Source organism: Bradyrhizobium zhanjiangense (assembly GCF_004114935.1).
GTDB lineage: Bacteria > Pseudomonadota > Alphaproteobacteria > Rhizobiales > Xanthobacteraceae > Bradyrhizobium > Bradyrhizobium zhanjiangense.
The window spans coordinates 3,622,146-3,647,220 of sequence record NZ_CP022221.1 but is presented as its reverse complement, the minus strand read 5'-3'; the positions used below and the strand labels follow the sequence as shown (position 1 = coordinate 3,647,220).

Here is a 25,075-nt window from a genome sequence, read left to right as displayed (position 1 = left end):
ACTGTCGGAGATAGCATTGGCCCTTTATTCATCCCAGACGAGTTCAGCGACGACGGTGCCCAATGAGCCGCAGCCGCTCAGCAAACGTAAGCGCAAATTCCTGGAGCGCATCGAAGCCACGCTCGAGGAACAGGAGCGCTGGCGGAAGATCAATTCGGCTTACTATGCCGAAGACCTTCAATACATGCGCTTCCTGATTCCTCCTGGCAAGCGTGTGCTCGAACTGGGTTGCGGCCGTGGCGAGCTGCTCGCTGCGCTTGAGCCCTCCTATGGAGTGGGCGTCGACTTCAGCCGCGCGGCGATCACGCGGGCGCGCGAGCGATTTCCAAATCTGCAGTTTCATGAAGGCGACGTGGAGAACCCGCAAACGTTTGACGCGATCGAAGGTCCATTTGACTACATCGTTGTCGCGGATACGATCGGGATGTTCGACGATATCGATGGAACGCTGGGACTGATCCAGAGGATCTGCTCACCATCGACGCGACTGGTGATCTCCTACTATTCCCCGCTTTGGGAACCGATCCTCAAGATTGGAGAAATGCTCAAGCTGAAGAGCCGGCAGCCGAAGATCAATTATATCGCAACCTCGGACTTCCTTAACCTGATGGATCTTGCCGACCTTGAGGTCATTAGGCACGAGCAACGGCAATTGCTGCCGCGAAGGTGGTTCGGCTTGGGGCCGTTCATCAATCGGTTTATCGCACCGCTGCCAGGCATCCGCAATCTGTGCTTGCGGACATATCTTGTAGGGCGCCCGATACGGCAGTTTACCGACCGGAAGCTTTCGGCAAGCATCCTCATTCCTTGCCGCAACGAACGCGGCAACATCGAAAGCGCCATTAGGCGCATGCCCAGGTTCGGCAGCGCACAGGAGATCATCTTCGTCGAGGGCAACTCGAGTGACGGCACGTTCGAGGAGTGCGAACGGGTTCGCGACGCCTATCGGGGCGTTTGGGACATCACGGTGCTCAAGCAGGACGGCAAGGGCAAAGGCGACGCGGTACGAAAAGGCTTTGCGGCGGCCAAGCAGGACGTGCTGATGATCCTCGATGCGGACCTGACCATGCCGCCAGAGGCGTTACCAAAATATCATGCCGTGATTGAAAGCGGAAAGGCTGAATTCGTCAATGGCAGCCGCCTCATCTATCCGATGGAAAACGAGGCGATGCGGCCGCTCAACCTGATTGCCAATCGATGCTTTGCGTACATCTTCAGCTATCTGACCAACACGCGATTGACCGACACATTGTGTGGCACCAAGGTCCTGCTGAGAAAGGACTACGAGGTGCTGGCACGCGAGCGATCCTATTTCGGCAACTTCGATCCGTTCGGTGACTTCGACCTGATTTTCGGTGCGGTAAAGCAAAACCTGAAGCTGATCGAAACACCGATTCACTACAAAGCCCGCACGTTCGGCGAGACCCAAATTTCGCGATTTCGCGATGGCTGGCTGCTCCTGAAGATGGTTGTATTCGCGTATCGCAAGCTCAAAGCTATATGATCGGTGAGCCGTGACAAACAATCCAGCCGGCTTGAACCAGCGCCAGATCGTTCACCGCGAAGTGTGGGAAACGAAGCGGGCGATTCGTCTTCTTTACCAAGATTACCATCGGCAGCTCTTTGAGAACTGTCCGGAGGGCGCAATTCTCGATATCGGTGGGGGCACCGCCCACATCAAGCAAACTCGCACGGATGTCGTCTCCGTCGACATCCTGCGCTTTCCCGGCATCGATGTCGTGGCCGACGCTCACCGGCTGCCATTCCAAGGCAGCGTATTTGGCGGCGTGGTGATGCTCGACGTCTTGCATCATCTGGAGCGCCCCATCGAATTCCTCAACGAAGCGTCACGCGTGCTGAAGCCAGGCGGACGGCTGGTGATGATCGAGCCAGCGATGACGACGCTGGCGCGCAGGTTCTACGACCACTTTCACGAAGAGCCCGTGGATATGACTGCCGATCCATTCGCTCCGGTGCCGATCGATCCCAATCGTGACCCGTTCGATGCAAACCAGGCCGTTCCCACTCTGCTATTTGCCACAGAGCCGGCCCGTCGGCGCGTGGAACAGACGGTGCCATCGCTGCGCGTGAGCAGTGTGGACTGGCACAGCCTGTTTGCCTACCCAATGAGCGGCGGATTGCAGAGATGGTCATTGATTCCAGCGGCTCTGGTAAGCCCGACGCTGCAGCTTGAAAAGATGGTACCAGCGGCTCTTCGAAAGCACCTCGCGTTCCGAATGATCGTCGTGCTGGAGCGAGTATAGGATGCAGTACCTGCTGAGGAGGAGCGGAGCTGCTACCGAGCCGGCTTCTATTCGCCATCTCAGCGACTGGAAGTCCGTCGGTGCAAGATTGATATTCTGGCCAGTCGTCCTCTTGACGCTGGTGGCTCTCGCGCTCCAGCTCGGTATGAAGCAGACGGAATTTGAATTCGCCGGTCCATTCACGGTGGAAACAAATCCGCCGCAGGCCTCCTTCATATTAGCCGTTCCGCAGGAGCCGCCCGCTCCATGGTGGCGCCAACCTGTGCTCGGAGACAACGGCGAGAAACCCCTTCAGTCCATCCTCGACCTGCGCATCAACGGCCGCAAGATGGGACCCCCGCACACCCTGCACGAAATCATCCGGTCAGGTACAACGACCGGCTTTAGCCACTGGGGGAATTACGTGATCTTCGCGCTCCCTCCTTACGTCAGGAACGATGGGGCGGCCGTAGCAACCCTTCGCTACAGCGTGCGACCGAGAGCCTGGGTCACCTCTGCACTTGCGATACTGTGCGCTCTGCTCGGCTGTTTTGCGTATTCCGGGCCGCTCGGATCGTTCGTGAACCGATATGGGGAGCGATCGAGGACCGTCGTGTTGGCTACGCCCTATTGGATCCTGGCGGGGCTCTGCGGGGCCGCGTTGGCTGCTTCGGCGGTATTCGTCATCGCCAGTCTCTATGCCCTGGCGAGCGGCTATGCGCTGCCAACCACCGCGCTGATCCGTTGGTCGCCGTTAGCCAAATGGGCCGCCAGCAACGAGCCGTATCTCCCGTACCCGTTCTTGATGCTCGCTGGGCTCGGTGCGGTAACGACGTGGTTGATCGGCTCGAATGCGTCTCGTCAGTCCCAGACAGAATCACACGAAGAGTTCCTGCGAAGGCTCCTCGTCTGGTCTGGATTCCCGATCGTCGCATGTGCGTTATTTTTTTGCATCAGCTCCATGTGGGCGGGAGTCGTCAGACCAAGCGATCCCAGTCCCACGATTCTCGGCGGTCTGCTTCCGTTTTCAGACGCAAACGGCTACTTGGCGTCTGCCCAAAGTCAGGTGGCGCATGGCAGTTGGAGCTGGTTCGCGCTTCGGCGGCCTTTGGCTGCGGCTTTCAGATCGGTTCTGCTGATTTTTGGCAACCTTTCGCTGCAGCATATGCTGATCCTGCAGGCTTGCCTGCTAGCAGGCGCGATTTGCTTCGCAACACATGCGATCATGAAGTGGCGCGGCATCTGGGCCGGAATAGCTTTCTTTGCGCTGGCTTATATTTACGGCCGATACTTCGTGCCGACAACGCTCACCGAGCCATTGGGATTGTTCTGGGCGCTGCTGTCGATCCCGTTCTTCCTCAAGGCTTTCGACGATCGCTCCGTCAGTGCAGCACTGGTCGCATTTGCGATGACAACCATGGCATTGATGACGCGAATGGGGAGCATGTTTACGATTCCCGCTCTCCTGGTCTGGCTGGTCTGGCAATTCGGACGGGGGGCCAAAGCAAAGCTCAGGATTGGCCTTGCATCATCCTGTATTCTACTCGGCGTTCTCGGATTGAATTCCGTGCTGCCACGGGCCTATGGGGCAGGCTCTGGTTCGACGACGACTGGCAATTTTGCCTACGTGCTCTGTGGCCTTTCGATCGGGACAACTTGGGACGGCTGCCTCAAGAAACTCGCCGCGGAAAGTACGCCTGTTGTGGGCACCGAAGAAGCTATGGTTCGGCAACTTTACTCCGCCGCCTGGACGAATTTTCGTGCCAATCCTGGCGTCCTCTTTCAGCGATTGGCCGAGAGCGTCGGGGAATTCGCGACGAAGTTTCCTGGAGTGCTTTGGAGAGGCTACGGTTGGGTCGTCCAGCCTGACTGGCTGGCTCAGAACGTGCTGACGACGATATGCATCGTCGGTCTCTTGTACGGCGCCATACGGCGAGCGAAAGCCATCGAACTCACATTCTGGGCCCTTCTCTGGACGAGTATCGTGGCATCGTCCGCATTCATTTACTTCGATGATGGCGCACGCGCGCTCGCCGCAAGTCAGCCGATGATGGCGCTGTTCTTTGCGCTGGGACTGAGCAGTCGCACATGGGCAGCGACCGACTCCTCTCCACACTCCCGACTGTCACGAAACGGATTCGTTGGGTTGGTTGTGGTGGCAGCGCTCTTCGTTTGCGTGCCTTGGGCAGTTCACCACGTCTTGGCCGAGAAAGTGGATAGCGCAAGCAACCCGATAAGCCAGAAGGAATCTCTCGTACTCGGCGGTCGTCGGATGTCTGGTTTCCTTGTCGTCGAGGACAACCAGCCTCTTCGCGCGGACATTCCTTCCGTTCATCTTGCGGAGTTCGCAGCGATGATCGCTCAAAGCGGCGTGGAACGATATCAAGATCTGATCCACCCCATCATGCCGCCGTTGCCGTTTGGCTTCGTGTTTGCTCCACGCCTAGAAGAGGGCGTGATTGGCGAGCCTCTGTATATTGTCCCGGCGGAAGTCGTTGAACGTCGCGACGTTCGAGCTTGGCATTTCGATTTGAAGCCATGGGGCCAGTTACATTCAGGATTTAGCGTTCCGTATTGGGTCTATGTCACGAAGGCAGAGCCGTGGCCGGCGACCGAGCGATGACATCCTTAACAACGCTCGCGTGAGCCGCCTCCCAGCCCTGACTTGCCGCTGCCAGGGCGGGAGCAACCGCCTCCGGGTTGCGAGACCACGGATCGTTGCATTCATTTTTCCTGGCAATTGAACCCGCTTTGCTGCCCGATTACCAAACAGGCATGGACCGTCGTCGCCGATCACCATGACGACCAGCACCCGAGATGACCGATGCGCCGCCTGCTCGTGATCCCCAGCCTGCTTGCTTCCATCCTGGGGGCGGCGCCTTGCTTCGCCCAGGCGCGCGCCCAGCTCGGCCCGCTCTGTACGACCGAGACGCCGGCCGACCAAATGATCGACGCCGCGTCGCCAAAAACCAGCGGGACATCGGCTTCGCCGTCTCCGAAGGTCTCGATCTCGGGCGCGACGCGATGCAGATGACGATCATGGTTTCCTGCGCGAGGCCGCGCGGTCGCAGATCGCGGTGGTCTATGTCCGCCATGGTGTGCAGGTCGATGGCCGCAACTAGCTCGTGCCTGTCGATATCGAGTTCAAGGCAGGCGCACGCATGACCGACGCGATGGTCGACGTGGACACCATCATGGCCGGTCTCGACGACCAGATCCACACCAATATCCTGATCCTCGATGCCTGCCGCAACAATCCGATGGCGCCGCAGGTGGCTTCCGCGGGCCCTAGCCGCGGCTTCGAGGCCGGCTCCGGCCTTGCCGCACCCGCCTCGCTCGGATCGAGCTCGACGCTCGGCGCCGGCACGCAGCGCGTTCGCGACCGCGCCGGGCCAGGTCGCGCTCGGCGGCGAAAGCGTTTTCGGCAGCACTGTCGCGCCATGTCGGCGCGTCCGGCCTCGACGTGAAGCAGATGCTGACGCGGGTCCGCACCGAGCTCTTCGCCGCGACCAAGGGAAAGCAGGTGCCGTGGTGAACTCCTCGCTGCTCGGCGAGGTCTATCTCGCTGAGCAATGACGGCGCATACGGGTCACTTGCCCCACACCTCCTTTGCGATCTCGACCGCGAGGCTGAGCTTGGCCCACTGCTCTTCCTCAGAAAGGATGTTGCCCTCTTCCGTCGAAGCGAAGCCGCATTGCGGCGACAGCGCGAGCTGCTCCAGCGGGGCGAACTTGGCGGCTTCCTCCAGGCGGCGCTTGATGTCGTCCTTTTTCTCGAGCTCGCCGAACTTCGAGGTGATGACGCCGACCACGACGACCTTGTTCCCCTTGGGCAGGAAGCGCAGCGGCTCGAAGCCGCCGGCGCGATCGCTGTCGTATTCGAGGAAATAGCCGTCGTAATTGGTGCCGGCGAGCAGGGTCTCGGCGACCGGCTCGTAGCCGCCCGAGGAGATCCAGGTCGAGCGGAAATTGCCGCGGCAGACATGCGTCGTCACCACCATGTCGGCGGGCTTCTCGGCCAGCGCGTAGTTGATGATGCGGACATAGATCTGCTGCAGGCCTTCGGGATTGTCGCCGCGCTCGCGCGCCTTCTGCAGTTCGTCCTGCGAGCAGAGATAGGCCCAGACGGTGTCGTCGAACTGGAGATAGCGGCAGCCGGCATCGTAGAACGCCTTCACGGCCTTGCGATAGGTCTTGCCGAGGTCCTCGTAGAAGGCGTCGAGATCGGGATAGACGTCCTTGGAGATCGACTTGCGACCGCCGCGGAAGTGCAGCACGGCCGGCGACGGGATCGTCATCTTGGCGGTGACGTGGGCCTGGTCGGCATACTTCTTCAGGAAGCGGAAGTGATCCAGCATCGGGTGGTTGTCGGGGAAGTCGAGCTTGCCGATCACGCGCACTGCGTCGTGACGGGTCTGCACGCCCGCGAACTGGATGCCGGTGTCGGGGTGGAACAGCTCGCAGCCGGTGAGCTTGGCCAGGAAGTCGAAATGCCACCAGGAGCGACGGAATTCGCCGTCGGTCGCAAGCTTGAGCCCGATCGAGGCCTGCTTGTGCACGACCTTCTCGATCTCCATGTCCTCGATCTTGCGCAGATCGTCGGCCGAGATCTCGCCCTTCTCCAGACGACTGCGGGCTTCCTTGATCTTGGCGGGACGCAGAAGGCTGCCGACCTCGTCGGCGCGGAAGGGGGCTTTGGTTCGCTGCATTGTTATCTCTCCCGAAATTTCAGTGGCGCAAGTTGTACTCCCTCTCCTCGCCTGCGGCGAGAGGCGAAGATCAATGGGCGGCCGCTCCGGCGACGCCGAGGTGGCGCTCCAGGACGGATGGGTCGGCCTTCAGCGCCGCGCTCGGGGCATCGTGGACGATCGTTCCGCGCTCCAATATCACAACGCGGTCGGCCAGCCCCAGAATCTTTTGGGCATTCTGCTCGACGATGATCGAGCAGATGCCGCCCGCCCGGGTGATGGTGCCGATCGCCTTGAGCAGCTCCTCGACGATGATGGGGGCGAGGCCCTCGGTCGGCTCGTCCAGCAGCAGGACTTTCGGATTGAGGGTCAGCGCGCGGCCGATCGCTAGCATCTGCTGCTCGCCGCCGGAGAGCTGGTTGCCAAAATTGCTCCGCCGCTCCTTCAGCCGCGGGAACATCTCGTAGACCTTCGCGACCGTCCACGGGCCGGGCTGCGCCACCGCGGTCATGTTCTCTTCCACCGTGAGCGAGCGGAAGATGTTGCGCTCCTGCGGCACCCAGCCGATGCCGGCGCGCGCGCGCTGGTCAGGCCGGAGCGAGGTGACATCCGCGCCGGCAAGCGCGACCGAACCCGAGAAACGGCGGGTGACACCGACGATGGAATTGATCAGCGTGGTCTTGCCGGTGCCGTTGCGGCCGAGCAGCGCCAGCACCTGCCCCTCGGCGAGGCGCAGCGACATGTTGGGCAGCACCACCGCTTCGCCGTAGCCGGCGCGAAGGGAGTCGATCGCGAGCAGGTCAGTCATTGACCGCCTCCTCGCCGAGATAGACCGCCTTGACCTGCGGATCGCGCGCGACTTGTTCGGGCGGCCCCTCGGTGAGCAGCGCGCCCGAGACCAGCACCGAGATGCGGTCGGCAAAGGAGAAGACGAGGTCCATGTCGTGCTCGATCAGCAGCACGGTGACGTCGCGCGGCAGTGCGCTGACGACCGCGAGAATGTCATGGCGCTCGCTCTCGGGCACGCCGGCGGCGGGCTCGTCGAGCAGCAGCACGCGGGGCTTGGCCGCGATCGCCACCGCGATCTCGAGCAGACGCTGCTTGCCGTAAGGCAGCGTCACGGTCTGCTCGTTCATGACGTCGAGCAGGTGGAAGCGCGTGAGCAGATCGGCGACCTCACCGTTGACGTCGCCGCGCGTCCCCATCCGCCGCCACCAGTCGCCGCCATGGCCGAGGCGCTCGGACACGGCGAGGCCGATGGTCTCGAGCGGGGTCAGGTCCGGGTAGAGCTGGTTGATCTGGAACGTGCGCGACAGGCCGCGCAGCACGCGCTTGTGCACGGGCAGATCCGTGATGTCCTGGCCTTCGAGCAGGATGCGGCCCGAGTTCGGCTTGAGAACGCCGGTGAGCTGGTTGATGACCGTGGTCTTTCCGGCACCGTTCGGGCCGATCAGGGCATGGCGGGCGCCCTGCTCGATCTTCAAGGACAGGTCGCGCGTGACGCGCAGGCCGCCGAACTGCTTTTCGAGATTCTTCGTTTCGAGCGCGATGGTCATGCGTCGCTCTCCGGCACCGCGACGACGGCCTTGCGCCCGGCCACCTGCCTGATCACCAGGTTCGGCACATAGAGCACCCAGCGGTGGAGGCGCTGGCGGCCGATCAGCACGATCACGACCAGCACGAGGCCGATCCAGAACTGCCAGTATTGCGGAGTGATGGTCGAGAACAATTCCTGGAGCATGCGGAACACCACCGCGCCGATCAGCCCGCCATAGAGATAGCCGGTGCCGCCGATGACCAGCACCAGCATCAGATCGGCGGAGCGCTCGAACGCAAACACGTCGAGCGAGGCGATCGCGGTGGTCTGGGTGAACAGCGCCCCCGCAATGCCGGCATAGAACGCCGCCAGCGTGTAGATCGCGATCAGGCGGCGGTTGACGGGGATGCCGATGGCGGCGGCCCGCAGCGGATTGTTCTTGATCGCGCGCAGCGACAGGCCGAACGGCGAATGCACGACGCGGCGGGCGAGCAGGAACAGGAGGAACAGCACGGCCAGCGAGTAGAAGAAGCCGGCTTTGCCGAACATGTCGAAGGGGATCTCGCCGAAGATCGGCTGCATCTCGATGCCTTGCAGGCCGTCGGTGCCACCGGTGATGTTGGAGAAGCGTTCGGCCAGCGCTTCCAGCAGCAGGGCGATGCCGAGCGTCACCATCAGCCGGGTCAGGTCGACGCCGCGGATCACCAGGAAGCTGGTGGCAAAGCCGAGCACCATCGCCGCAAGGCCGGCGACGATCAGCGCCAGCACGGGCTCTTTGATGATGCCGTGCAGCGCGAGAAGTCCCGCCGCATAGGCGCCGACGCCGAAGAAGGCGGCATGGCCGAGCGAGACGATGCCGGCATAGCCGAGGATGAGATCGAGCGACATCGTGAACAGCGCCAGCCGCAGGATGTCGGTCATGATCAGATAGCGCGTGGGAAAGGCGAAGCCGCAGGCCAATACGATGAGCCAGAAGGCGACTTCGCCATAGTGCCAGCGCGCCTGGCGCTGGGCGTGATGACCGACGTCGGAGGAAGCGCTCATCGGCGAACTCAACGCGCGGCCGTGCGGCCAAACAGGCCGTTCGGGCGCCAGATCAGGATCACGATCATCATGGTGTAGATCACGAAGGGGCCCATCTTCGGCACGTAGTATTTTCCGGCGACGTCCCCGATGCCGAGCAGGAGCGAGGCCAGGAACGGCCCGGTGATCGAGGACGAACCGCCGACTGTGACCACGATCAGGAAGTAGATCATGAATTTCAGCGGAAAGTACGGATCGAGGCCGAGGATCTCGGCGCTCAGCGCGCCGCCGAGGCCGGCGAGCCCGCAGCCAAAAGCGAACGTGAAGGCGAACACTTGCGGCACGTTGATGCCGAGGCCGCTCGCGGCGCGGGGATCATCGACGGCGGCGCGGAGACGGCTGCCGAAGCGCGTCTTGGCCAGCACCATCTGCAGGCCGATGGTGAGCAGGCCGCAGATCACGATGATCATCAGCCGGTAGCGGCCGATGCCGACGCCGAACACGTCGAACTGACCCTGAAGCGCGGCGGGCAAATTGATGAAGACGCGCGAGGAGCCCTGGATGTAATCGACCGCCGCCACCGACATGAAGGTCAGGCCGATCGTGAACAGCACCTGGTCGAGATGGCTGCGCGCATAGAGGTGCCGGTAGAGCGTGCGTTCGAGCGCAATGCCGATCGCGGCCGCGGAAGCGAAGGCGAGCGGCAGCGCGGCGAAGAACGGCCAGCCCATCCGGTTGACCAGCACCGTGCAGACATAGCCGCCGGCCATGGCGAAGGCGCCATGGGCGAGGTTGACGAAGTTCATCAGGCCAAGCGTGACCGCGAGCCCGCAGGCGAGCACGAACAGCAGCATGCCGTAGGCAACGCCATCGAATAGGTTGGTGAGGATTGTGGTCATCGAGGGTCGAAAGTCATCTCAAGTGTGGCCAAGGGCCGTGCTGCGCTCCCTCTCCTGCTTGCGGGAGAGGGTTGGGGAGAGGGTCTTTCCACTGAGAGACTGCCGACGAGGAGAGAACCCTCACCCGGCGCTCTGCGCCGACCTCTCCCGCAAGCTGGAGAGGTGAGCCTCGAGAATGATGCGCTTTCGCGCGTCACTTCTTGGTCTTGCCGAGATCCTTGACCGCCTCGAAGGTAGCGAACTCGACATTGTAGAGCTCGCCGTCGACCTTCTCGACCTTGCGGATGTAGATGTTCTGCACGATGTCGCGGGTCTCTGGGTCGATCGAGATCGGGCCGCGCGGACTCTCCCACTTTTGACCCTTCATGGCTTCGATCAGCTTGTCGCCGTTGGTGTCGCCACCGGTCTTCTTCAGCGCTTCGTAGATCAGGTGCATGCCGTCATAGCCGCTCACGGCCATGAAGCCCGGACGGTTGCCGAACGCCTTCTTGTAAGCGGCGACAAAATCCTTGTTCATCTGCGAGGGATGCGCCGCGGAGTAGAGATGCGCGGTGACCGTGCCGAGCACAGCATCGCCCATGTTGTTGAGAAGGTCATCGTCGGTGACGTCGCCTGGTCCGATCACCTTGATGCCGGCCTTGTCGAGACCACGCTCGGCATACTGCTTCATGAAGTTGCCGCCCTGCCCCGCCGGCACGAACACGAAGATCGCGTCAGGCTTGGCGTCCTTCATGCGCTGGAGGAACGGTGCGAAATCAGGGTTTTGCAAGGGCACCTTGACCTCTTCGACCACCGCGCCGCCGCCGGCGGTGAAATGCTGCTTGAAGAAGTTCAGCGCGTCATTGCCCGGCGCGTAGTCCGAGGTCAGCGTCGCCACCTTCTTGATGCCGTTCTTGACTGCCCAGTCGCCGATGATGGTCGAGGACTGCGCCAGTGTGAAGCTGGTGCGCACGATGTAGGGCGAACGCTCGGTAATGATGGAGGTACCGGCGGCCATAACCACCTCCGGGATCTTGGCTTGAGTCGCGAGCGGCGCGGCCGCGAGCGCGGCGGGCGTCACGCCGAAGCCGGCGATGAAGTTGACCTTGTCGTTGACGATCAGCTCTTGCGCGGCGGTCTTGGTCTTGTCCGGAATCGCGGCGTCGTCCTTGAGGATGATCTCGATCTTCTTGCCGGCGATGGTGTCGCCCTTCTGCTGCATGTACAGCTTGATCGCGTTCTCGATCTGCTTGCCGGTCGAGGCTTGGCCGCCGGTCATCGGCAGGATCAGACCGACCTTGACGGTGTCCTGCGCCTTCGCAGGCACGACGGCAGCGAGGCCCGAGATGGCAGCCACCGCGGCGGCCCAAGAAAATGGTTTGCGTACGAACATCAGATCTCCCTCCCCTTAATTCCTGACTTTTGTGCCCTGAACCGAGTGCCCGGTCCTTGCCGCGCTTTAACTCGCGGACGAGCCATGCCGTGCGGCCACATGGCGTCCTCTGCAACCCCGTTGTCAATCGGACGTTGGGCGACCATTCGGCGCAAGCAGGGAGATTTGTACGATTGTACAAATAAGATGGTCTTGTCAACGAAAAAGCCTTCGTTGCTCAAGCAGTTTGCCGCGACTTTGTTGACGCGGCACTCGAAGAGACGCCACGGCAGCGTGAATGGAGAATCCCGCCTGAATTTGAACATCCCCCGGATGCTTTTTGCCGCTGGGTCCTCCCGGTCATGGGATGATCTCCCTGGTTAGTGAATACGCTATGTATACCATATCGATTAGGACGGCCCTCTCAAGCACGAAATATCACTACTTAATTACCTTCGTGTATACAAAGGAATCTATCCCCGAATAGGCTAATTTTGCTTATTGAGGATTACAGTCCGCCGCTGGCGCCCGTTCGGCGTTCCATCACACGTGCCCGATCGGGCACGACGTAGAAGATGCATATGCGTTTCCGTTCGCTTTCGATCGCTGCCGTCGTCGCCCTGCTGGCTTCGAATCTTGCAGGCTGCGGCACGGTCAACGAAAAGCTCTCCCCCAGCATAGGCGATTACATCCCGCAATGGGCCGGTGGCCTGCCGGCCAATGCCCCGCCGCGCCCCGGCACGCCGCAATACGAAGCCTACATGAAGGAACGTGAACGCAAGTGGCTGATGCCCGCGGCAGATCGCGAGAAGGAAGAGCAGGCGCAGAAGGGCGCAATGGGCGCGACGTCCGGGAACGCGGTGCGCTGAAGGCGCGAATGGCGAATAAGGAGTGGCGAATAAGTCCGCTCTTTTCTGTTCGCTACTCGCCACCCACCATTCGCTAGTCTACGAACACCACCGTCTTGCGGCCGTTGAGGATGACGCGGTCGTTGAGATGGTAGCGGATCGCGCGGGCGAGCACGCGGCGCTCGATATCGCGGCCCTTGCGGACCAGATCCTCCGGCGTATCGCGATGGCTGATGCGCTCGACGTCCTGGTCGATGATCGGGCCCTCGTCGAGATCGCGCGTGACGTAATGCGCGGTGGCGCCGATCAGCTTGACGCCGCGCTCATGGGCCTGGTGATACGGCTTTGCGCCCTTGAAGCCCGGCAGGAATGAATGGTGGATGTTGATGCAGCGGCCGGAAAGCTTCGCCGACAGATCGTCCGACAGGATCTGCATGTAGCGGGCGAGCACGACGAGATCGGTGCCCGTGCCGGCGACGAGGTCGAGGATCTGCGCCTCCTGCTCGCGCTTGGTCTCCTTGGTCACAGGCAGGTGGTGGAACGGAATGCCGCCGAAATCGAGCCCGGCATAAACCTCGCGCGGATGGTTGGAAACGATCGCGGTGGGGATCATCGGCAATTCGCCGGTGCGCCAGCGATAGAGGATGTCGACCAGGCAGTGGTCGGACTTCGACACCAGCAGCATCACCTTGCGATGCGCGGCGCGGTCGCGCATCTGCCATTCCATGCCGAAACGTTCGGCAATCGCGGCAAAGCCGGTCTGGAGCGGCGACAGTTCCACGGCGAGATCAGCCGCGGTGAACACCACGCGCATGAAGAACTTCTTGGTCTCGACGTCGTCGAACTGCTGGGCGTCGAGAATGTTCTGCCCGTTGTGGGCCAGGAACGTCGACACCGCCGAGACGATGCCGGGGCGATCCGGACAGGACAGGGTCAGGACGTATTGATGATAAGGCATGGCTCTTGATGAAGGTTTTGGGCAAACGAGGCGGAACGACCCGCGATTTGCGCCCCGCTCTAGCACTGACCCACTCTTGCGCCAATCCCGGGCGCAGAGTCAGGATGAACGTACCATTGCGATTTTGACCGGAGCACGCCCATGGCCGACCGCTTGAACGGCACCCGCATCCTGATCCTGGAAACGCGTGAGGAGGCGCAGTTTGCGAAGCTTCTGGCCGAGCAAGGCGCCGAGGTCGTGCAGTGCCCGATGTTCACCATCCGCGACGTGCCGGACCCGGCGGCGGTCGAGGCCTGGATCCGCCGCGCCATCGACAAGCCGTTCGACGACCTCGTGTTGATGACCGGCGAAGGCCTGCGGCGGATCATGAAGCTCGCCGTCGCTCGTGGGCTCGATCAGGCTCTCGTGGCAGCGCTTGCCAAATCACGAAAATTCACCCGCGGCCCGAAGCCCGGCCGGGCGCTGCGCGAGGTTGGCCTCGATGCGCAGCAGACCACGGAGAAGCCGACCACCGATGGCGTGATCGAGATGCTGGGCGGGCTCGACCTGAAGGGCCACCGTCTCGGTCTGCAGCTCTATCCGGACAAGGACCACAGCGCGCTGACCGGCGCGCTCGCCGCGCAAGGCGCCGAGGTCGATACCGTGCTGCCCTATGTCTACGATTCCAAGGCGGCAGATGCCAATATCATCGCCGCGATCGACGAAATGGCCGAGGGGCGGATCGATTCCATCGCGCTGACCAATCTCGGCCAGGTCCGCCGACTGTTCGAGGCCGCGAAGGCGCACAGCAGCGAGGCGCGCCTTCGCGCTGGGCTCGAACGGACGCTGATTGCTTCAGTCGGCCCGGCGGTCTCGGGCGAGCTCGCCGCGCACGGATTGCGCACTGATGTCTCGCCGGTGGAAGATCATTATTTCATGCGCCCACTGATCTCGGCGATGGCTGCGGCGCTCGCCGAGAAACGAGCGAGGGTGGCGGGTTAATCGCCAAGATGCCTAAAGCGCGATGAGATTAGGATGAATCGTCATCGCGCTTTAGGTTATTGTTTGAGCATGATCTTTTCGGAAAACCGCTGCGCACTTTTCCGGATCATGCTTTAGCCTGCCACCTGCGAGGCGGCCGACATCAGCTCCTGTGGGCTCGGCGCTCCGAACATGCGCTGGCCGCCACCGGGAACCTCGGTGAACGTCCAGCGCACGATCCCCTCCCGGTCGAGCAGGAACTGGCCAAACAGCTGCCCCGTGCCTGTTGCCGCCATACGCTGGTCGGCTTCAGTCATCTCGTAACCGTCCTTCTTGTTGAGGTACTCCGCGGCTGCCGGCCGGTTCATCGGGCTGGGCAGCTCGCCGGGCATATCCACTTGCATGCTCATGACCGCGTCCATGCCCACCTTGCGTGGCCACTCCGTTTCGTTCTCCGTGAACTCGATGTTAGGGAGGCCAAATGCGCGGTGCGAGACCCGATCGGGGTCGGACGCGGCGAGCAGATTGGGCAATGGATGATAGCGGAAATAGAGCCGCGCCCGGTCGATCGGCGTGTTGACGACCGTGAGACTTTCGATCCCCTTCCCGCGCAGCGCGCCATCAAGCTGCGCCTGCGCCGCGATATGGCGCCGGCAGAACGGGCAGTGCAGACCACGAAACAGGCCCACCAGTATTGGACTATGCCCGCGATAATCCTCGAGCGCTATCTTTCCTTCGCGTGTGATGGCGTCCAGCACGATGTTCGGTGCGCGATCGCCCGGCTGAAGTGTTCCATCTACATGACGGTCTGACATGGTTGAACTCCCTGGCTAGTCAAGGAACGGCAGTACGATCAGCCCTGCGGGATCGAGCCCGTGCCGGGCGCAGACATCATGGGCCAGCGCGAAATACCGCTCGGCCTCGGGCATGTCGCCTCGATCAAGATTCAGTGTCGCAAGACCATCATAGCATGGAAACAGCTGCTGCGGCTCGCCGGTCTCGCTCGCCACCTCGATGGCCTCGTTGTAGCAGCGCGCGGCCATGTCGGGGCGGAAGTGGCATTGATGGATTTGCCCGAGCACGATCAAAGGTACCGGGAGATGCTCGCGCTGATCGAGCGCGCGGTCGATCTCGATCGCCTTTTCGGCAGCCGGCACCCCCTCCTCGGTACATCTGTCCGTGAAGGTGCAACAGGCGACGGCAAGGTTGGCCAGAAGGCGCGCCTGGAAGCCGAGATCGCCGATACGATTCGCGACATCGAGGCCGCGCCGGCAAACCGCCATGGCTTGCGCCGGGTCGATGATCGTGTAGAGCACGCCAAGGTTGGTGTAGCCGCGGCACGCCACGTTGAGGAGGCCGGCGGTCTCGGCTGCCGCGACACTTTGCTCCACCTCGTTCACCGCCTCCTGGTTTCGCCCAAGCCGCGCCAGCGCGACCGCCTTGGTGTTGAGCGCCTCCGCAATGGCGCGCGCCGCCTCGAGACCCGCTTGCTCGTCCGCGTTCGCCGGCACCGACCGCGCGTAGCCGAGCGCTTCGTCGGCCCACCGCGCGGCGGCGACGTGATCGCCCACGCGAAACGCGAGACGGCCGCGCTCCTGGAGGAGGTGCGCCCACTCGATCGGCGCGTCGGTCCCGCCGAGCCGTTCTGCCGCCTCGGCATAGCGCTCCTCTGCCCTGATGCGCTTGCCGGCGTCCCATAGCAATCCGCCGAGCTTGCGAAGAATTCGCGCTTCTGCGATGCGGTCCCCGGCCGTGCGGTGCCCTTCCAGCGCGCTCTGATAGTGCTCCTCGGCCGTGCTTCGCCGGCCAACCGCGCGACTGAGGTCCGCGATGCGCTCGTACAGAACGAGGCGCTCCGGCGACCGTTCGCCGCCGCTCAGGAGCACGGCAAGGGATTGCTGGTAGAAGCGGATGGCATCGTCGTTGGCATAGCTCGCGCGTGCGCGATCGCCGGCCGCGCGCAGATAGCGCGCGCCCTTCGGCTTGCTTGCGCTCAGGCTGAAATGGTGTCCGAGCTGGATGAGGTCTTCGAGCCGCTCCGGCTCGCTGCCATAGAGCCGCTCCAGAGCGGCACCAATGCGTCCATGGAGCTCGACCCGACGCTGCAAGAGCAGGTTCTGATAGATCACGTCCTGAAGCATGGTCTGCGTGAAGCGATAGGTCCGCAGCGACATCGAGCTCGAGCCCGCGACCTCCTCGATGAGCTCGGCGTCGCACAGAAGTTCGAGCCCTGCTTCGACCCTTGCCGGCTCGGTTGCCGCCGCACCGAGAACAGCCGTATCAAAGCGCGGACCGATCACCGCGGCCTCCTGGGCCACCTGGCGTACCTGATGCGGCAACCGGTCGAGGCGCGCCAGCAACAACGCCTGAATGCTTGCTGGAATATCGGCTGCAGCTTCATCCGATTTCATCCGCCACTGCGCGCCGTCACGCTCCAGGGCCCCGCCTTCGATGAGACCGCGGATGATCTCCTCGAGGAAAAGCGGATTTCCGCCTGCGCGATCGAGGATTCGGGTGAACAAATGTCCCGGCGGTTCCCGCCAACCGTAACTGAAATACGCCGCGAGCAGCCTTCGTCCGTCAGCATCGCCAAGCGGAGGCAGCCGAATGGTCGTGTGACTGATCCTGCTCGAACCGAACTGATCCACCAGCGCTGGCCGATGTGTAAACAACAGCATCAGCCGCGTCCGCTCCAGCCGGTCCATCAGGAACCGCAACGCTTCAAGCGACACCGCGTCAGCCCAATGCAGATCCTCGACGATGATCAGGAGCGGCGACAAGGCGAGGCGCCGTTCGAAGATGGTACGGATCGCGAAAAAGATCTGCCGCCGGAGCTGTTCCGGTTCGACGTGCCTCAGCACGGCGTTGGGATCGCCAAGGCCAAGAACGTGCAAGTAGAGAGGCATCAGGCGGTCGGCCTCCTCGGCCGCGAGGCCGAACTCCGAGAGCGCTTCCGCAACTTTCGTCTCTGCCTCCGCGGCGCCCGCCTTCTGTGCAATGCCATAGGCGCTACGCAGCACGGCGGCGAGTGCTCCGTAGGACTGTTCGCCGAGCGGCGAGCAGACCGCCCGTCGGATCGCCACGCCTGCGAAACGATCCTCATCGCGGATGCGGGCGACGAATTCGTTCACCAGCCGCGTTTTCCCAATGCCCGCTTCGCCAACCAGCCGCACCAGTTGAGCCGCGCCGCCGCACGCGCGATCAAGGCTGCCGATCAGGCGCGCAAGCTCGGCGTCGCGCCCGATCAGTGGTGCATCGAGGCCCAACGTGTCGAGGCCGCGTGCCGCGCGGGGCGTATCGAGCGGTCCCTTTAGACGATGGACCAGAACGCTGCCCATCTTGCCCTTGAGCGAGATCTCTCCGAGCGAGTCATAGGAGAACGCATGCCGCGTCAGACGGTGGGTCAACGGCCCGACCAGCACCTCGTCCGGAGACGCCATCGACTGCAATCGTTGCGCCGTATTCACGGTATCGCCGGTCACCGAATAGGATTTGGCAACGCCCACGCCTAACCCACCCGCGACGACATGGCCGGTGTTGATGCCGACATGGAGCTGCAAAGGTGAACCGGCATAGGCCTTCGCGCGCTCGCTGAGGCGCGCCGTCCGGCTGATCATGTCGAGGGCGGCGCAGACCGCCCGCTCGGGGTCGTCCTCGTGCGCAGTCGGCGCACCAAACAGCGCGAGCAGCGCGTCGCCGATGAACTTGTCCACGAAGCCGCCAAAGCTCTGCACCGCGGCCGTCAACTCCTCGAACAACTGGTTCTGAAGCGTCTGCATGACCTCTGGGTCGAGCCGCTCGCTCATCGCGGTGAAGCCGCTAAGGTCGGCAAACAGCACGGTTATGGTGCGGCGGTTTGCTTCGCTATCGACGTTGTCCGACTGCGGTCGAAATGCGTGTTGAGCCGTCTGCAGGAGCGGTGGCGAAGACGATCTGATTGGGAGTGTCGCCGGGCTCGTCTGCGCCGATGCCTGTCCGCCGTCGTTGGTGGTCCTGCTGATGAGGGAGCCGCATTTCGGGCAGTAGACAAAATCCGGTGCACATGGAAAGCCGCAGCCAGGGCACGCGTTCGGCTGCTTCGTGCCGCACTTCGGGCAGAAGGCAAAGCCGCTCTGAACCTCGAAACCACAACCCGAGCAGTTCATGGCTCAAGACCTCGCGGAAGCCGCGATGGCGCGATCTGCTGGCCCCTACCGAATGGGTCCCAGGATGCAGACCAGAATGGGCTCTGCGCACCGGAAGAGCAAGCGGCGGTAGCCTACCTCTCTGTATGGGCGACGAAGCATGCTGCGGGCGCACTGGCGGACCGCACGTCGTCGGCAAAGCATGGTGGCATGCGGTAGCGTCAATTGACAGGGCCATCGCCGGGGCTACCCTTCCAAACAGAAGAACAAATAAAAGAGGGCAGGGAATCGCCGTGAAACCCGTCATCGCATCTTGAGCACATCCGCACGACCTTCCGCGCTCGCGCCATTCCGCATCCGCAACTATCGCTTCCAGTGGCCGTCCGACCTGCTCACCTCCTGGGCGTTCGAGGTCGAGACGCTGGTGCTCGGCTGGTACATCCTGGTCGAGACCGGCTCGGTGCTGCTGCTCACCGTGCTTGCATCACTCCAGTTCGTCGGGACACTGGTCGCGCCGGTATTCGGTATGATCGGCGACCGCATGGGTCATCGCGACCTGCTGGTCGCGATGCGTCTTGCCTACACGGCGCTATCGTCGACCATCATGGTTCTGGCGTTGACCGGTCATTTGTCGCCGCTGAGCGTCATGATCATCGTCGCGATCATGGGCCTGATTCGCCCCTCCGACCTCGGCGTCCGGGGGGCGCTGCTTGCCGAGATCATGCCGGCGGAGCAACTGGTCGGCGCCATCAGCGTTGCGCGCACCACCCAGGACAGCGCCCGCATCGCCGGAGCATTGACGGGCGCCGGACTGTTCGCCGTCCTCGGCATTGGCCTCGTATATGTGGCGATCGCCTGTCTCTACCTCGTGGCTGCGCTGCTCATGCTCTGCCTGACCCGGCCGAAAAGGACCCTCATCACGAGCGATCTCCCGGCCAACAGTCACGCCGTTTCCCGACTATTTGGCGACCTCAAGGAGGGGATCGTCTACGCCTGGAACGGCCCGGGAATGCGCGCGGCGCTGTGCGTCGCCTTCCTGGCCAATCTCACCGCATTTCCTTTCACCGGAGGATTGCTGCCCTACATCGCGCGGGAGATATTTCAGACCGACCAGACCGGCCTCGGCTATCTCTCGGCGAGCTTCGCCGTCGGCTCGCTGACCGGCTCCATCACGCTGAGCCTCGTCAGCGGATTGCGCATTGCCCGGCTCCTGATCGGCGCGACGCTGGCCTGGTACGCCATGCTGCTGGTGTTCGTCGAGATCAGGACCATGCCGGTGGCGATGGCCTGCCTCGTCCTCGCCGGTATTGCGCAGAGCATGTCGATGATCTCGGCAGCCGTGATCCTGATGCGGACGGCCAGCGCACATCTGCGCGGTCGCGTCATGGGCGTCCGCATGATGGTGATCTACGGCCTGCCACTCGGACTGCTCGCGGCCGGCAGCCTGATCGATGTCATCGGCTACTCCGCGACGGGATCGCTTTATGCCGCCGCAGGCATCATCGCGATGCTGGCGATCGCGATCCGCTGGCGCGCCGACCTCTGGCCGGTGCACGCCCCCGCCAACGCGCGCTAATCCCCGTAGCTGCGCAGCCGCTCGATAGCGAGGATGGTGACGCCGCCATATTCCAGCCGCAGCAGCCCCTCTTTCTCCAGCCGGTTCAGCGCGCGGTTGGCGTTTTGGCGGGACATGCCGGAGAGCGCGCCGATCTCCTCCTGGGTGATCTCCAGATGCGCGGTCGATTCGGGATAGAGGATCGGGTTGAACAGCGAGGCAATGCTGCGGGCAAGGCGGGCGGTGGCGTCAAGCGTGCGGTTGACCTCGAGCATGCCGATGAACTGGCCAAGCCGCTCGTTGAGCTGGCGGACCAGGAAGCGGTTGAAGCCGACGCTGTTCTCGAACAGCCACATGAAGGCGCTGCGTTCCATCAGCGCGACCCGGCTGTCGCGCAGCGCGACCACGTCATAGCGTCGCGGCTCGTTCTTGAGCACGCTGCCTTCGCCGAACCAGGCGCCTGCCGTCAGCCCGGCAAGACTGGTCTCCTTGCCGTCGCGCGACACGCCGCCCATCCGGGCGAGGCCAAAGACCATGCCGGCCCAATAGTCGAAGGTATCGCCGCGCATGAACACGGTCTCGCCGGTGCCGTAGGACCGCTCACTGACTCCGGCGCGTGCGACCTCGATCTCGGCCTCCGTGAGTTCGCGCGACCAGGCGGCGATGCGCTTCAGATGATCCTCTGAAATCATGATGGAGAGGCCAGCCGCACCGTTTCGTCACTCCGCGCTTCTGTTGCACTGCAACATGATCACCTCGGCGGCCATCCGACGAAAGATGGACGCCGCACCCGCCCGAAAAACTTTGTCACCGAATTGTCAGGCCGAAGACATTTCAAAATAGCGCTTTCCCGTATTGAGAGCCACCTTGGGCGATGCGGCTTTTGATCCCTGATGGGAACGAAGGCGGCGCGGGGTCCGGTCGAGACCAATGGCTGCATGGCCTCACCGGGACGACCGTACTAGGATCGTTCGAAAACAACGGATGAAGAGCGCCACTGAATGCGCCATCACCGGGAGGGATTTGTTTGTGGCTAGTCTCGAAGTGCGCGGCGTGTCCTTGCGATTCGGTGGCGTCCGTGCGCTGACCGATGTCAGCTTCGCCATCAGGGAAGGCGAGCTGTTCTCGATCATCGGCCCCAACGGCGCCGGCAAGACCTCGATCGTGAATTGTATTTCCGGTCGCTACAAGCCGACTGAAGGCCAGCTCTTCTACCAGGGCCGCGACATTACCGGTTTGACGCCGACTGCCCGCGCCTCGCTCGGCATCGGCCGCACCTTCCAGAATCTGGCGCTGTTCCACCATATGAGCGTGCTCGACAACATCATGGTCGGCCGCCATCACCTGCTGAAGAACAATTTCCTCACGGGTTCGCTGTACTGGCTCACCGGCGCGCGCAAGGAGGAGCTCGAGCACCGGCGCAAGGTCGAGGAGATCATCGACTTCCTCGATCTCCAATCGGTGCGAAAAGCCACCGCCGGCACCCTCTCCTACGGCCTGCGCAAGCGCGTGGAGCTCGCCCGCGCCATGGCGCTGGAGCCGCGCCTCATCCTCCTCGACGAGCCCATGGCCGGCATGAACTTCGAGGAGAAGGAAGACATGGCCCGCTACATCGTCGATCTCAACGAGGAGTTCGGGATGACGGTGGTGATGATCGAGCACGATATGGGCGTGGTGATGGACATCTCCCACCGCGTCATGGTGCTGGATTTCGGCAAGAAGATCGCCGAAGGCGATCCCGCGGCGGTCCTCGCCGATCCCCACGTCAAGCGCGCCTACCTTGGCGAAGAAGACGAGGTGCTGGTCGATCCGGACGACGCCACGCCGGCGCAGGAGAGCGCGGCATGATGGATTATGCAGGACGCGTCGCGCAGGCCGACACCTATCCCAAGATGCTCCGGCTCAACGCGAAGGAGCATGGCAACGAGATCGCGCTGCGCGAGAAGGATCTCGGGCTCTGGCGCCTGTTCACCTGGAACGATTACCAGACGCGGGTGCGCGACTTCGCGCTCGGGCTCGTCGAGCTCGGCCTCGGCCGCGGCGACGTCATCGGCATCATCGGCGACAACCGGCCGGACTGGGTCGCGGCTGAAATCGCGACCCATGCCGTTGGCGGGCTGAGCCTCGGGCTCTATCGCGACGTGCTGGACGAGGAAGCCGCCTATCTCCTGACCTATGGCGAGGCACAGCTCGTCTTCGCCGAGGACGAGGAGCAGGTCGACAAGCTGCTCGCGCTTGCCGAGCGCGTGCCGAAGCTGAAGCACATCATCTATTCCGATCCGCGCGGCATGCGGAAATATGACGATCCTCGGCTGATGTCGGCGGAAAAATTCGCCGAGCTCGGCCGCACGCGCGCCGCTCGGGAGCCAGAGCTTTACGACCGGCTCGTGGATGCGACCAACGGTGAGGACGTCGCGATCCTCTGCACGACGTCGGGCACCACCTCGCACCCGAAGCTCGCGATGCTCGCCGCCGGCCGCGTGCTCGGCCATTGCGCGACCTATCTCGCCTTCGATCCGAAGGGACCTGACGACGAGTACGTCTCGGTGCTGCCGCTGCCCTGGATCATGGAACAGGTTTACGTGCTTGGCAAAGGCCTGTTGTGCCGGATGAAAATCAACTTTGTCGAAGAGCCCGACACCATGATGAACGATCTGCGCGAGATCGCGCCGACGTTCGTGCTGTTCGCGCCGCGCGTCTGGGAATCGATCGCCGCCGATGTCCGCGCCAAAGTGATGGACGCAACGCCGTTGAAGCAGCGTCTGTTCGACGTCGGAATGAAATCGGGTCTCGCCGCACTCGCGCAGGGTAAGCGCTCGGGTTTTGCCGATGCGATCCTGTTCCGCGCGCTGCGCGACCGGCTCGGTTTCACCCGCCTGCGCTCAGCCGCGACCGGCGGCGCGGCGCTCGGCCCTGATACATTCAAGTTCTTCCAGGCGATGGGCGTGCCGCTGCGCACGCTCTACGGCCAGACTGAGCTGCTAGGGGCCTATACGCTGCATCCCGAGGGCAAGGTCGATCCTGACACGACAGGCGTACCGATGGCCGACAGCGTCGAGATCCGGATCGACAATGCCGACGTGCACGGCGTCGGCGAGATCGTGGTGCGGCACCCCAACATGTTCCTCGGCTATTACAAGAACCCCGAGGCCAGCGTCGCCGACATCAAGGACGGCTGGATGTGTTCCGGCGATGCCGGCTATTTCAATGACAACGGTCAGCTCGTCGTCATCGACCGCATCAAGGATCTCGCCGAGACCTCGCGCGGCGAGCGCTTCTCGCCGCAGTTCATCGAGAACAAGCTGAAGTTCTCGCCCTATATCGCGGAGGCCGTGGTGCTGGGCGCCGGCCGCGACGCGCTCGCCGCCATGATCTGCATCCGCTACTCCATCATCTCGAAATGGGCGGAGAAGAACCGACTCTCGTTCACGACCTACAGCGACCTCGCCTCGCGGCCTGAGGTCTACGCGCTGCTTCAGAAGGAGGTCGAGACCGTCAACGCCACGCTGCCGCCGGCGCAGCGCATCTCACGCTTCCTGCTGCTCTACAAGGAGCTGGATGCCGATGACGGCGAGCTCACCCGCACCCGCAAGGTGCGCCGCGGGGTCATCAACGAGAAATACGCAGGGATCATCGACGCCATCTACCGCGGCGATGCCGACATCCCCGTCGACACCGTGATCCGCTTCCAGGACGGCACCACGCAGCGCGTCCGCACGACACTACGCGTGGTGGATTTGGGCGGGCATGGGCACATGGCGGAGGCTGCGGAGTGAGCTCGCTTCCGACCCAGCGCGCGATGCCAACCGATGCGCCCTCTCCCCTTGTGGGAGAGGGCATCTCCGCAGCCAACCACACCCTCACTCGGGTGAGGGGTCCTCTCTCCACACGGTTGCTGCCGAGACAACCCCTCACCCGTCTTCGCTTCGCGAAGCCACCCTCTCCCACAAGGGGAGAGGGGAAGAGCGCGCCGGATTTGTCAGCGAGCATATCTGCATGAACACCGCCTTCCTCTTCCAGCTCCTCGTCAACGGCCTCGTAGTCGGTACGCTCTACGGTGTGGTCGCGATGTCGTTCGTGCTGATCTACAAGGCGACGCAGGTCGTCAATTTTGCGCAAGGCGAGCTGCTGCTGGTCGGCGCATGGGTATGCTGGGCGCTGCTGGCAAAATACCAGGTGCCGTTCTGGATCGGCATGCCGATCACGCTGGTGTTCATGTTCGTGTTCGGTATCGCGGTCCAGGTCTTGATCCTGCGGCCGATGATCGGCGAGCCCATCATCTCGGTCATCATGGTGACGATCGGCCTCTCCACCGTGCTCCAGGCGACGCTGAAATGGATGTTCGGCGTCAATCCGCAGCCGTTCCCGCGCGTGTTCGAGAGCCAATCGGTCAGCCTGTTCGGCCTCCAAATCCAGACCGTCTACGTCATGAGCCTCGTGGTGTCGGTCGCGATGATGATCGGCATGGCATGGTTCTTCCGCGCCTCCAAATATGGCCTTGCGATGCGGGCCACCGCATTCAACCAGCAGGTCGCGCAGTCGCTCGGCATTTCTGTGAAAAGCGTGTTCGCGATGGCCTGGGCAATCTCGGCGACGGTGTCGGCCGTCGCCGGCGTCGTCGTTGCAGTCGTGAACGGCGTATCCTCGGGCCTTGCGGCCTACGGCATAAAAGTGTTTCCGGCGGCGATCCTCGGCGGGCTCGATTCCGTCGGCGGCGCCGTGCTCGGCGGCATCATCATCGGGCTACTCGAAAACGTCGCGCAATATGTCGACAGCGAGTACCTGCACTGGGGCAACCTCTACGAGATCGCGCCGTTCTACGTCCTCATCATCGTGCTGATGATCAAGCCCTACGGCCTGTTCGGCACCCACGACATCGAGCGGATCTAA

19 protein-coding genes and 1 pseudogene are annotated in these 25,075 nt (G+C 62.9%); 10 read left to right on the top strand and 10 right to left on the bottom strand.

What is annotated here, in order from left to right:
- The first annotated feature begins 16 nt into the window (after nucleotides 1–16).
- From XH85_RS17105 to XH85_RS17090, 4 genes and pseudogenes are all read left to right on the top strand, one after another.
- Nucleotides 17–1,504: a glycosyltransferase gene (locus tag XH85_RS17105; protein ID WP_245473474.1), complete on the top strand. Its 1,488-nt coding sequence runs from the start codon at nucleotides 17–19 to the stop codon at nucleotides 1,502–1,504.
- A 10-nt stretch (nucleotides 1,505–1,514) separates the two neighbouring features.
- Nucleotides 1,515–2,264, top strand: coding sequence for a class I SAM-dependent methyltransferase (locus XH85_RS17100; RefSeq protein WP_128932727.1), 750 nt, complete (start codon nucleotides 1,515–1,517; stop codon nucleotides 2,262–2,264).
- A 1-nt stretch (nucleotide 2,265) separates the two neighbouring features.
- The gene (locus tag XH85_RS17095) at nucleotides 2,266–4,866 is read left to right on the top strand and encodes a hypothetical protein (protein WP_128932726.1); all 2,601 of its coding nucleotides are present in this window, start codon (nucleotides 2,266–2,268) and stop codon (nucleotides 4,864–4,866) included.
- Between the two features lie 182 nt (nucleotides 4,867–5,048).
- Nucleotides 5,049–5,819 (top strand): annotated as a pseudogene (locus XH85_RS17090) (caspase family protein); the annotation flags it as partial.
- Nucleotides 5,820–5,832: 13 nt separating this feature from the next.
- Here XH85_RS17090 and XH85_RS17085 read toward each other — a convergent pair.
- The 6 genes from XH85_RS17085 to XH85_RS17060 form a co-directional block, all read right to left on the bottom strand.
- Nucleotides 5,833–6,951: a cobalamin-independent methionine synthase II family protein gene (locus XH85_RS17085; protein WP_128932725.1), complete on the bottom strand. Its 1,119-nt coding sequence runs from the start codon at nucleotides 6,949–6,951 to the stop codon at nucleotides 5,833–5,835.
- 70 nt (nucleotides 6,952–7,021) lie between these two features.
- Complete coding sequence (locus XH85_RS17080; protein WP_128932724.1) at nucleotides 7,022–7,738, bottom strand: ABC transporter ATP-binding protein; 717 nt, start codon at nucleotides 7,736–7,738, stop codon at nucleotides 7,022–7,024.
- A complete protein-coding gene (locus XH85_RS17075) occupies nucleotides 7,731–8,486 on the bottom strand; it encodes an ABC transporter ATP-binding protein (RefSeq protein ID WP_128932723.1) in 756 nt (251 codons plus the stop codon). Before XH85_RS17075 ends, XH85_RS17080 begins: the two co-directional genes overlap by 8 nt.
- Nucleotides 8,483–9,511, bottom strand: a complete 1,029-nt coding sequence (locus XH85_RS17070) for a branched-chain amino acid ABC transporter permease (RefSeq protein ID WP_128932722.1) — start codon at nucleotides 9,509–9,511, stop codon at nucleotides 8,483–8,485. The genes XH85_RS17075 and XH85_RS17070 overlap by 4 nt, the downstream gene beginning before the upstream one ends.
- Nucleotides 9,512–9,519: 8 nt before the next feature.
- Complete coding sequence (locus XH85_RS17065; protein ID WP_128932721.1) at nucleotides 9,520–10,389, bottom strand: branched-chain amino acid ABC transporter permease; 870 nt, start codon at nucleotides 10,387–10,389, stop codon at nucleotides 9,520–9,522.
- 193 nt (nucleotides 10,390–10,582) lie between these two features.
- Nucleotides 10,583–11,761 carry an ABC transporter substrate-binding protein gene (locus XH85_RS17060; RefSeq protein WP_128932720.1) on the bottom strand — a complete coding sequence of 393 codons (1,179 nt, stop codon included), beginning with the start codon at nucleotides 11,759–11,761 and terminating at the stop codon, nucleotides 10,583–10,585.
- A gap of 554 nt (nucleotides 11,762–12,315) precedes the next feature.
- On the opposite strand from XH85_RS17060, the gene XH85_RS17055 reads away from it, so the two are divergent.
- Complete coding sequence (locus XH85_RS17055; RefSeq protein WP_128932719.1) at nucleotides 12,316–12,609, top strand: hypothetical protein; 294 nt, start codon at nucleotides 12,316–12,318, stop codon at nucleotides 12,607–12,609.
- A 73-nt stretch (nucleotides 12,610–12,682) separates the two neighbouring features.
- Here XH85_RS17055 and purU read toward each other — a convergent pair whose 3' ends face one another.
- Entirely contained in the window at nucleotides 12,683–13,546 is an 864-nt protein-coding gene (purU, locus tag XH85_RS17050; protein WP_128932718.1) for a formyltetrahydrofolate deformylase, read from the bottom strand.
- Nucleotides 13,547–13,687: 141 nt separating this feature from the next.
- On the opposite strand from purU, the gene XH85_RS17045 reads away from it, so the two are divergent.
- Entirely contained in the window at nucleotides 13,688–14,527 is an 840-nt protein-coding gene (locus tag XH85_RS17045) for a uroporphyrinogen-III synthase (RefSeq protein WP_128932717.1), read from the top strand.
- Nucleotides 14,528–14,640: 113 nt separating this feature from the next.
- On the opposite strand, the gene XH85_RS17040 is transcribed toward XH85_RS17045, so the two are convergent.
- Nucleotides 14,641–15,321, bottom strand: a complete 681-nt coding sequence (locus XH85_RS17040; protein WP_091891877.1) for a peroxiredoxin-like family protein — start codon at nucleotides 15,319–15,321, stop codon at nucleotides 14,641–14,643.
- Between the two features lie 15 nt (nucleotides 15,322–15,336).
- Nucleotides 15,337–18,651 (bottom strand): adenylate/guanylate cyclase domain-containing protein, encoded by a 3,315-nt coding sequence (locus tag XH85_RS17035; protein WP_128932716.1) that lies wholly within the window; start codon nucleotides 18,649–18,651, stop codon nucleotides 15,337–15,339.
- A gap of 292 nt (nucleotides 18,652–18,943) precedes the next feature.
- On the opposite strand from XH85_RS17035, the gene XH85_RS17025 reads away from it, so the two are divergent.
- Nucleotides 18,944–20,206 carry an MFS transporter gene (locus XH85_RS17025; protein WP_128932715.1) on the top strand — a complete coding sequence of 421 codons (1,263 nt, stop codon included), beginning with the start codon at nucleotides 18,944–18,946 and terminating at the stop codon, nucleotides 20,204–20,206.
- Here XH85_RS17025 and XH85_RS17020 read toward each other — a convergent pair.
- Nucleotides 20,203–20,877 carry a Crp/Fnr family transcriptional regulator gene (locus XH85_RS17020; RefSeq protein ID WP_128932714.1) on the bottom strand — a complete coding sequence of 225 codons (675 nt, stop codon included), beginning with the start codon at nucleotides 20,875–20,877 and terminating at the stop codon, nucleotides 20,203–20,205. The genes XH85_RS17025 and XH85_RS17020 overlap by 4 nt on opposite strands.
- A gap of 292 nt (nucleotides 20,878–21,169) precedes the next feature.
- Here XH85_RS17020 and XH85_RS17015 point away from each other — a divergent pair, with 292 nt between their 5' ends.
- The 3 genes from XH85_RS17015 to XH85_RS17005 all read left to right on the top strand — a co-directional run bounded on the left by XH85_RS17015 (nucleotide 21,170) and on the right by XH85_RS17005 (nucleotide 25,075).
- Nucleotides 21,170–22,033, top strand: a complete 864-nt coding sequence (locus XH85_RS17015; RefSeq protein ID WP_128932713.1) for an ABC transporter ATP-binding protein — start codon at nucleotides 21,170–21,172, stop codon at nucleotides 22,031–22,033.
- Nucleotides 22,030–23,961 carry a long-chain fatty acid--CoA ligase gene (locus XH85_RS17010; protein ID WP_128932712.1) on the top strand — a complete coding sequence of 644 codons (1,932 nt, stop codon included), beginning with the start codon at nucleotides 22,030–22,032 and terminating at the stop codon, nucleotides 23,959–23,961. The genes XH85_RS17015 and XH85_RS17010 overlap by 4 nt, the downstream gene beginning before the upstream one ends.
- Nucleotides 23,962–24,181: 220 nt before the next feature.
- Nucleotides 24,182–25,075, top strand: a complete 894-nt coding sequence (locus tag XH85_RS17005; protein WP_091891860.1) for a branched-chain amino acid ABC transporter permease — start codon at nucleotides 24,182–24,184, stop codon at nucleotides 25,073–25,075.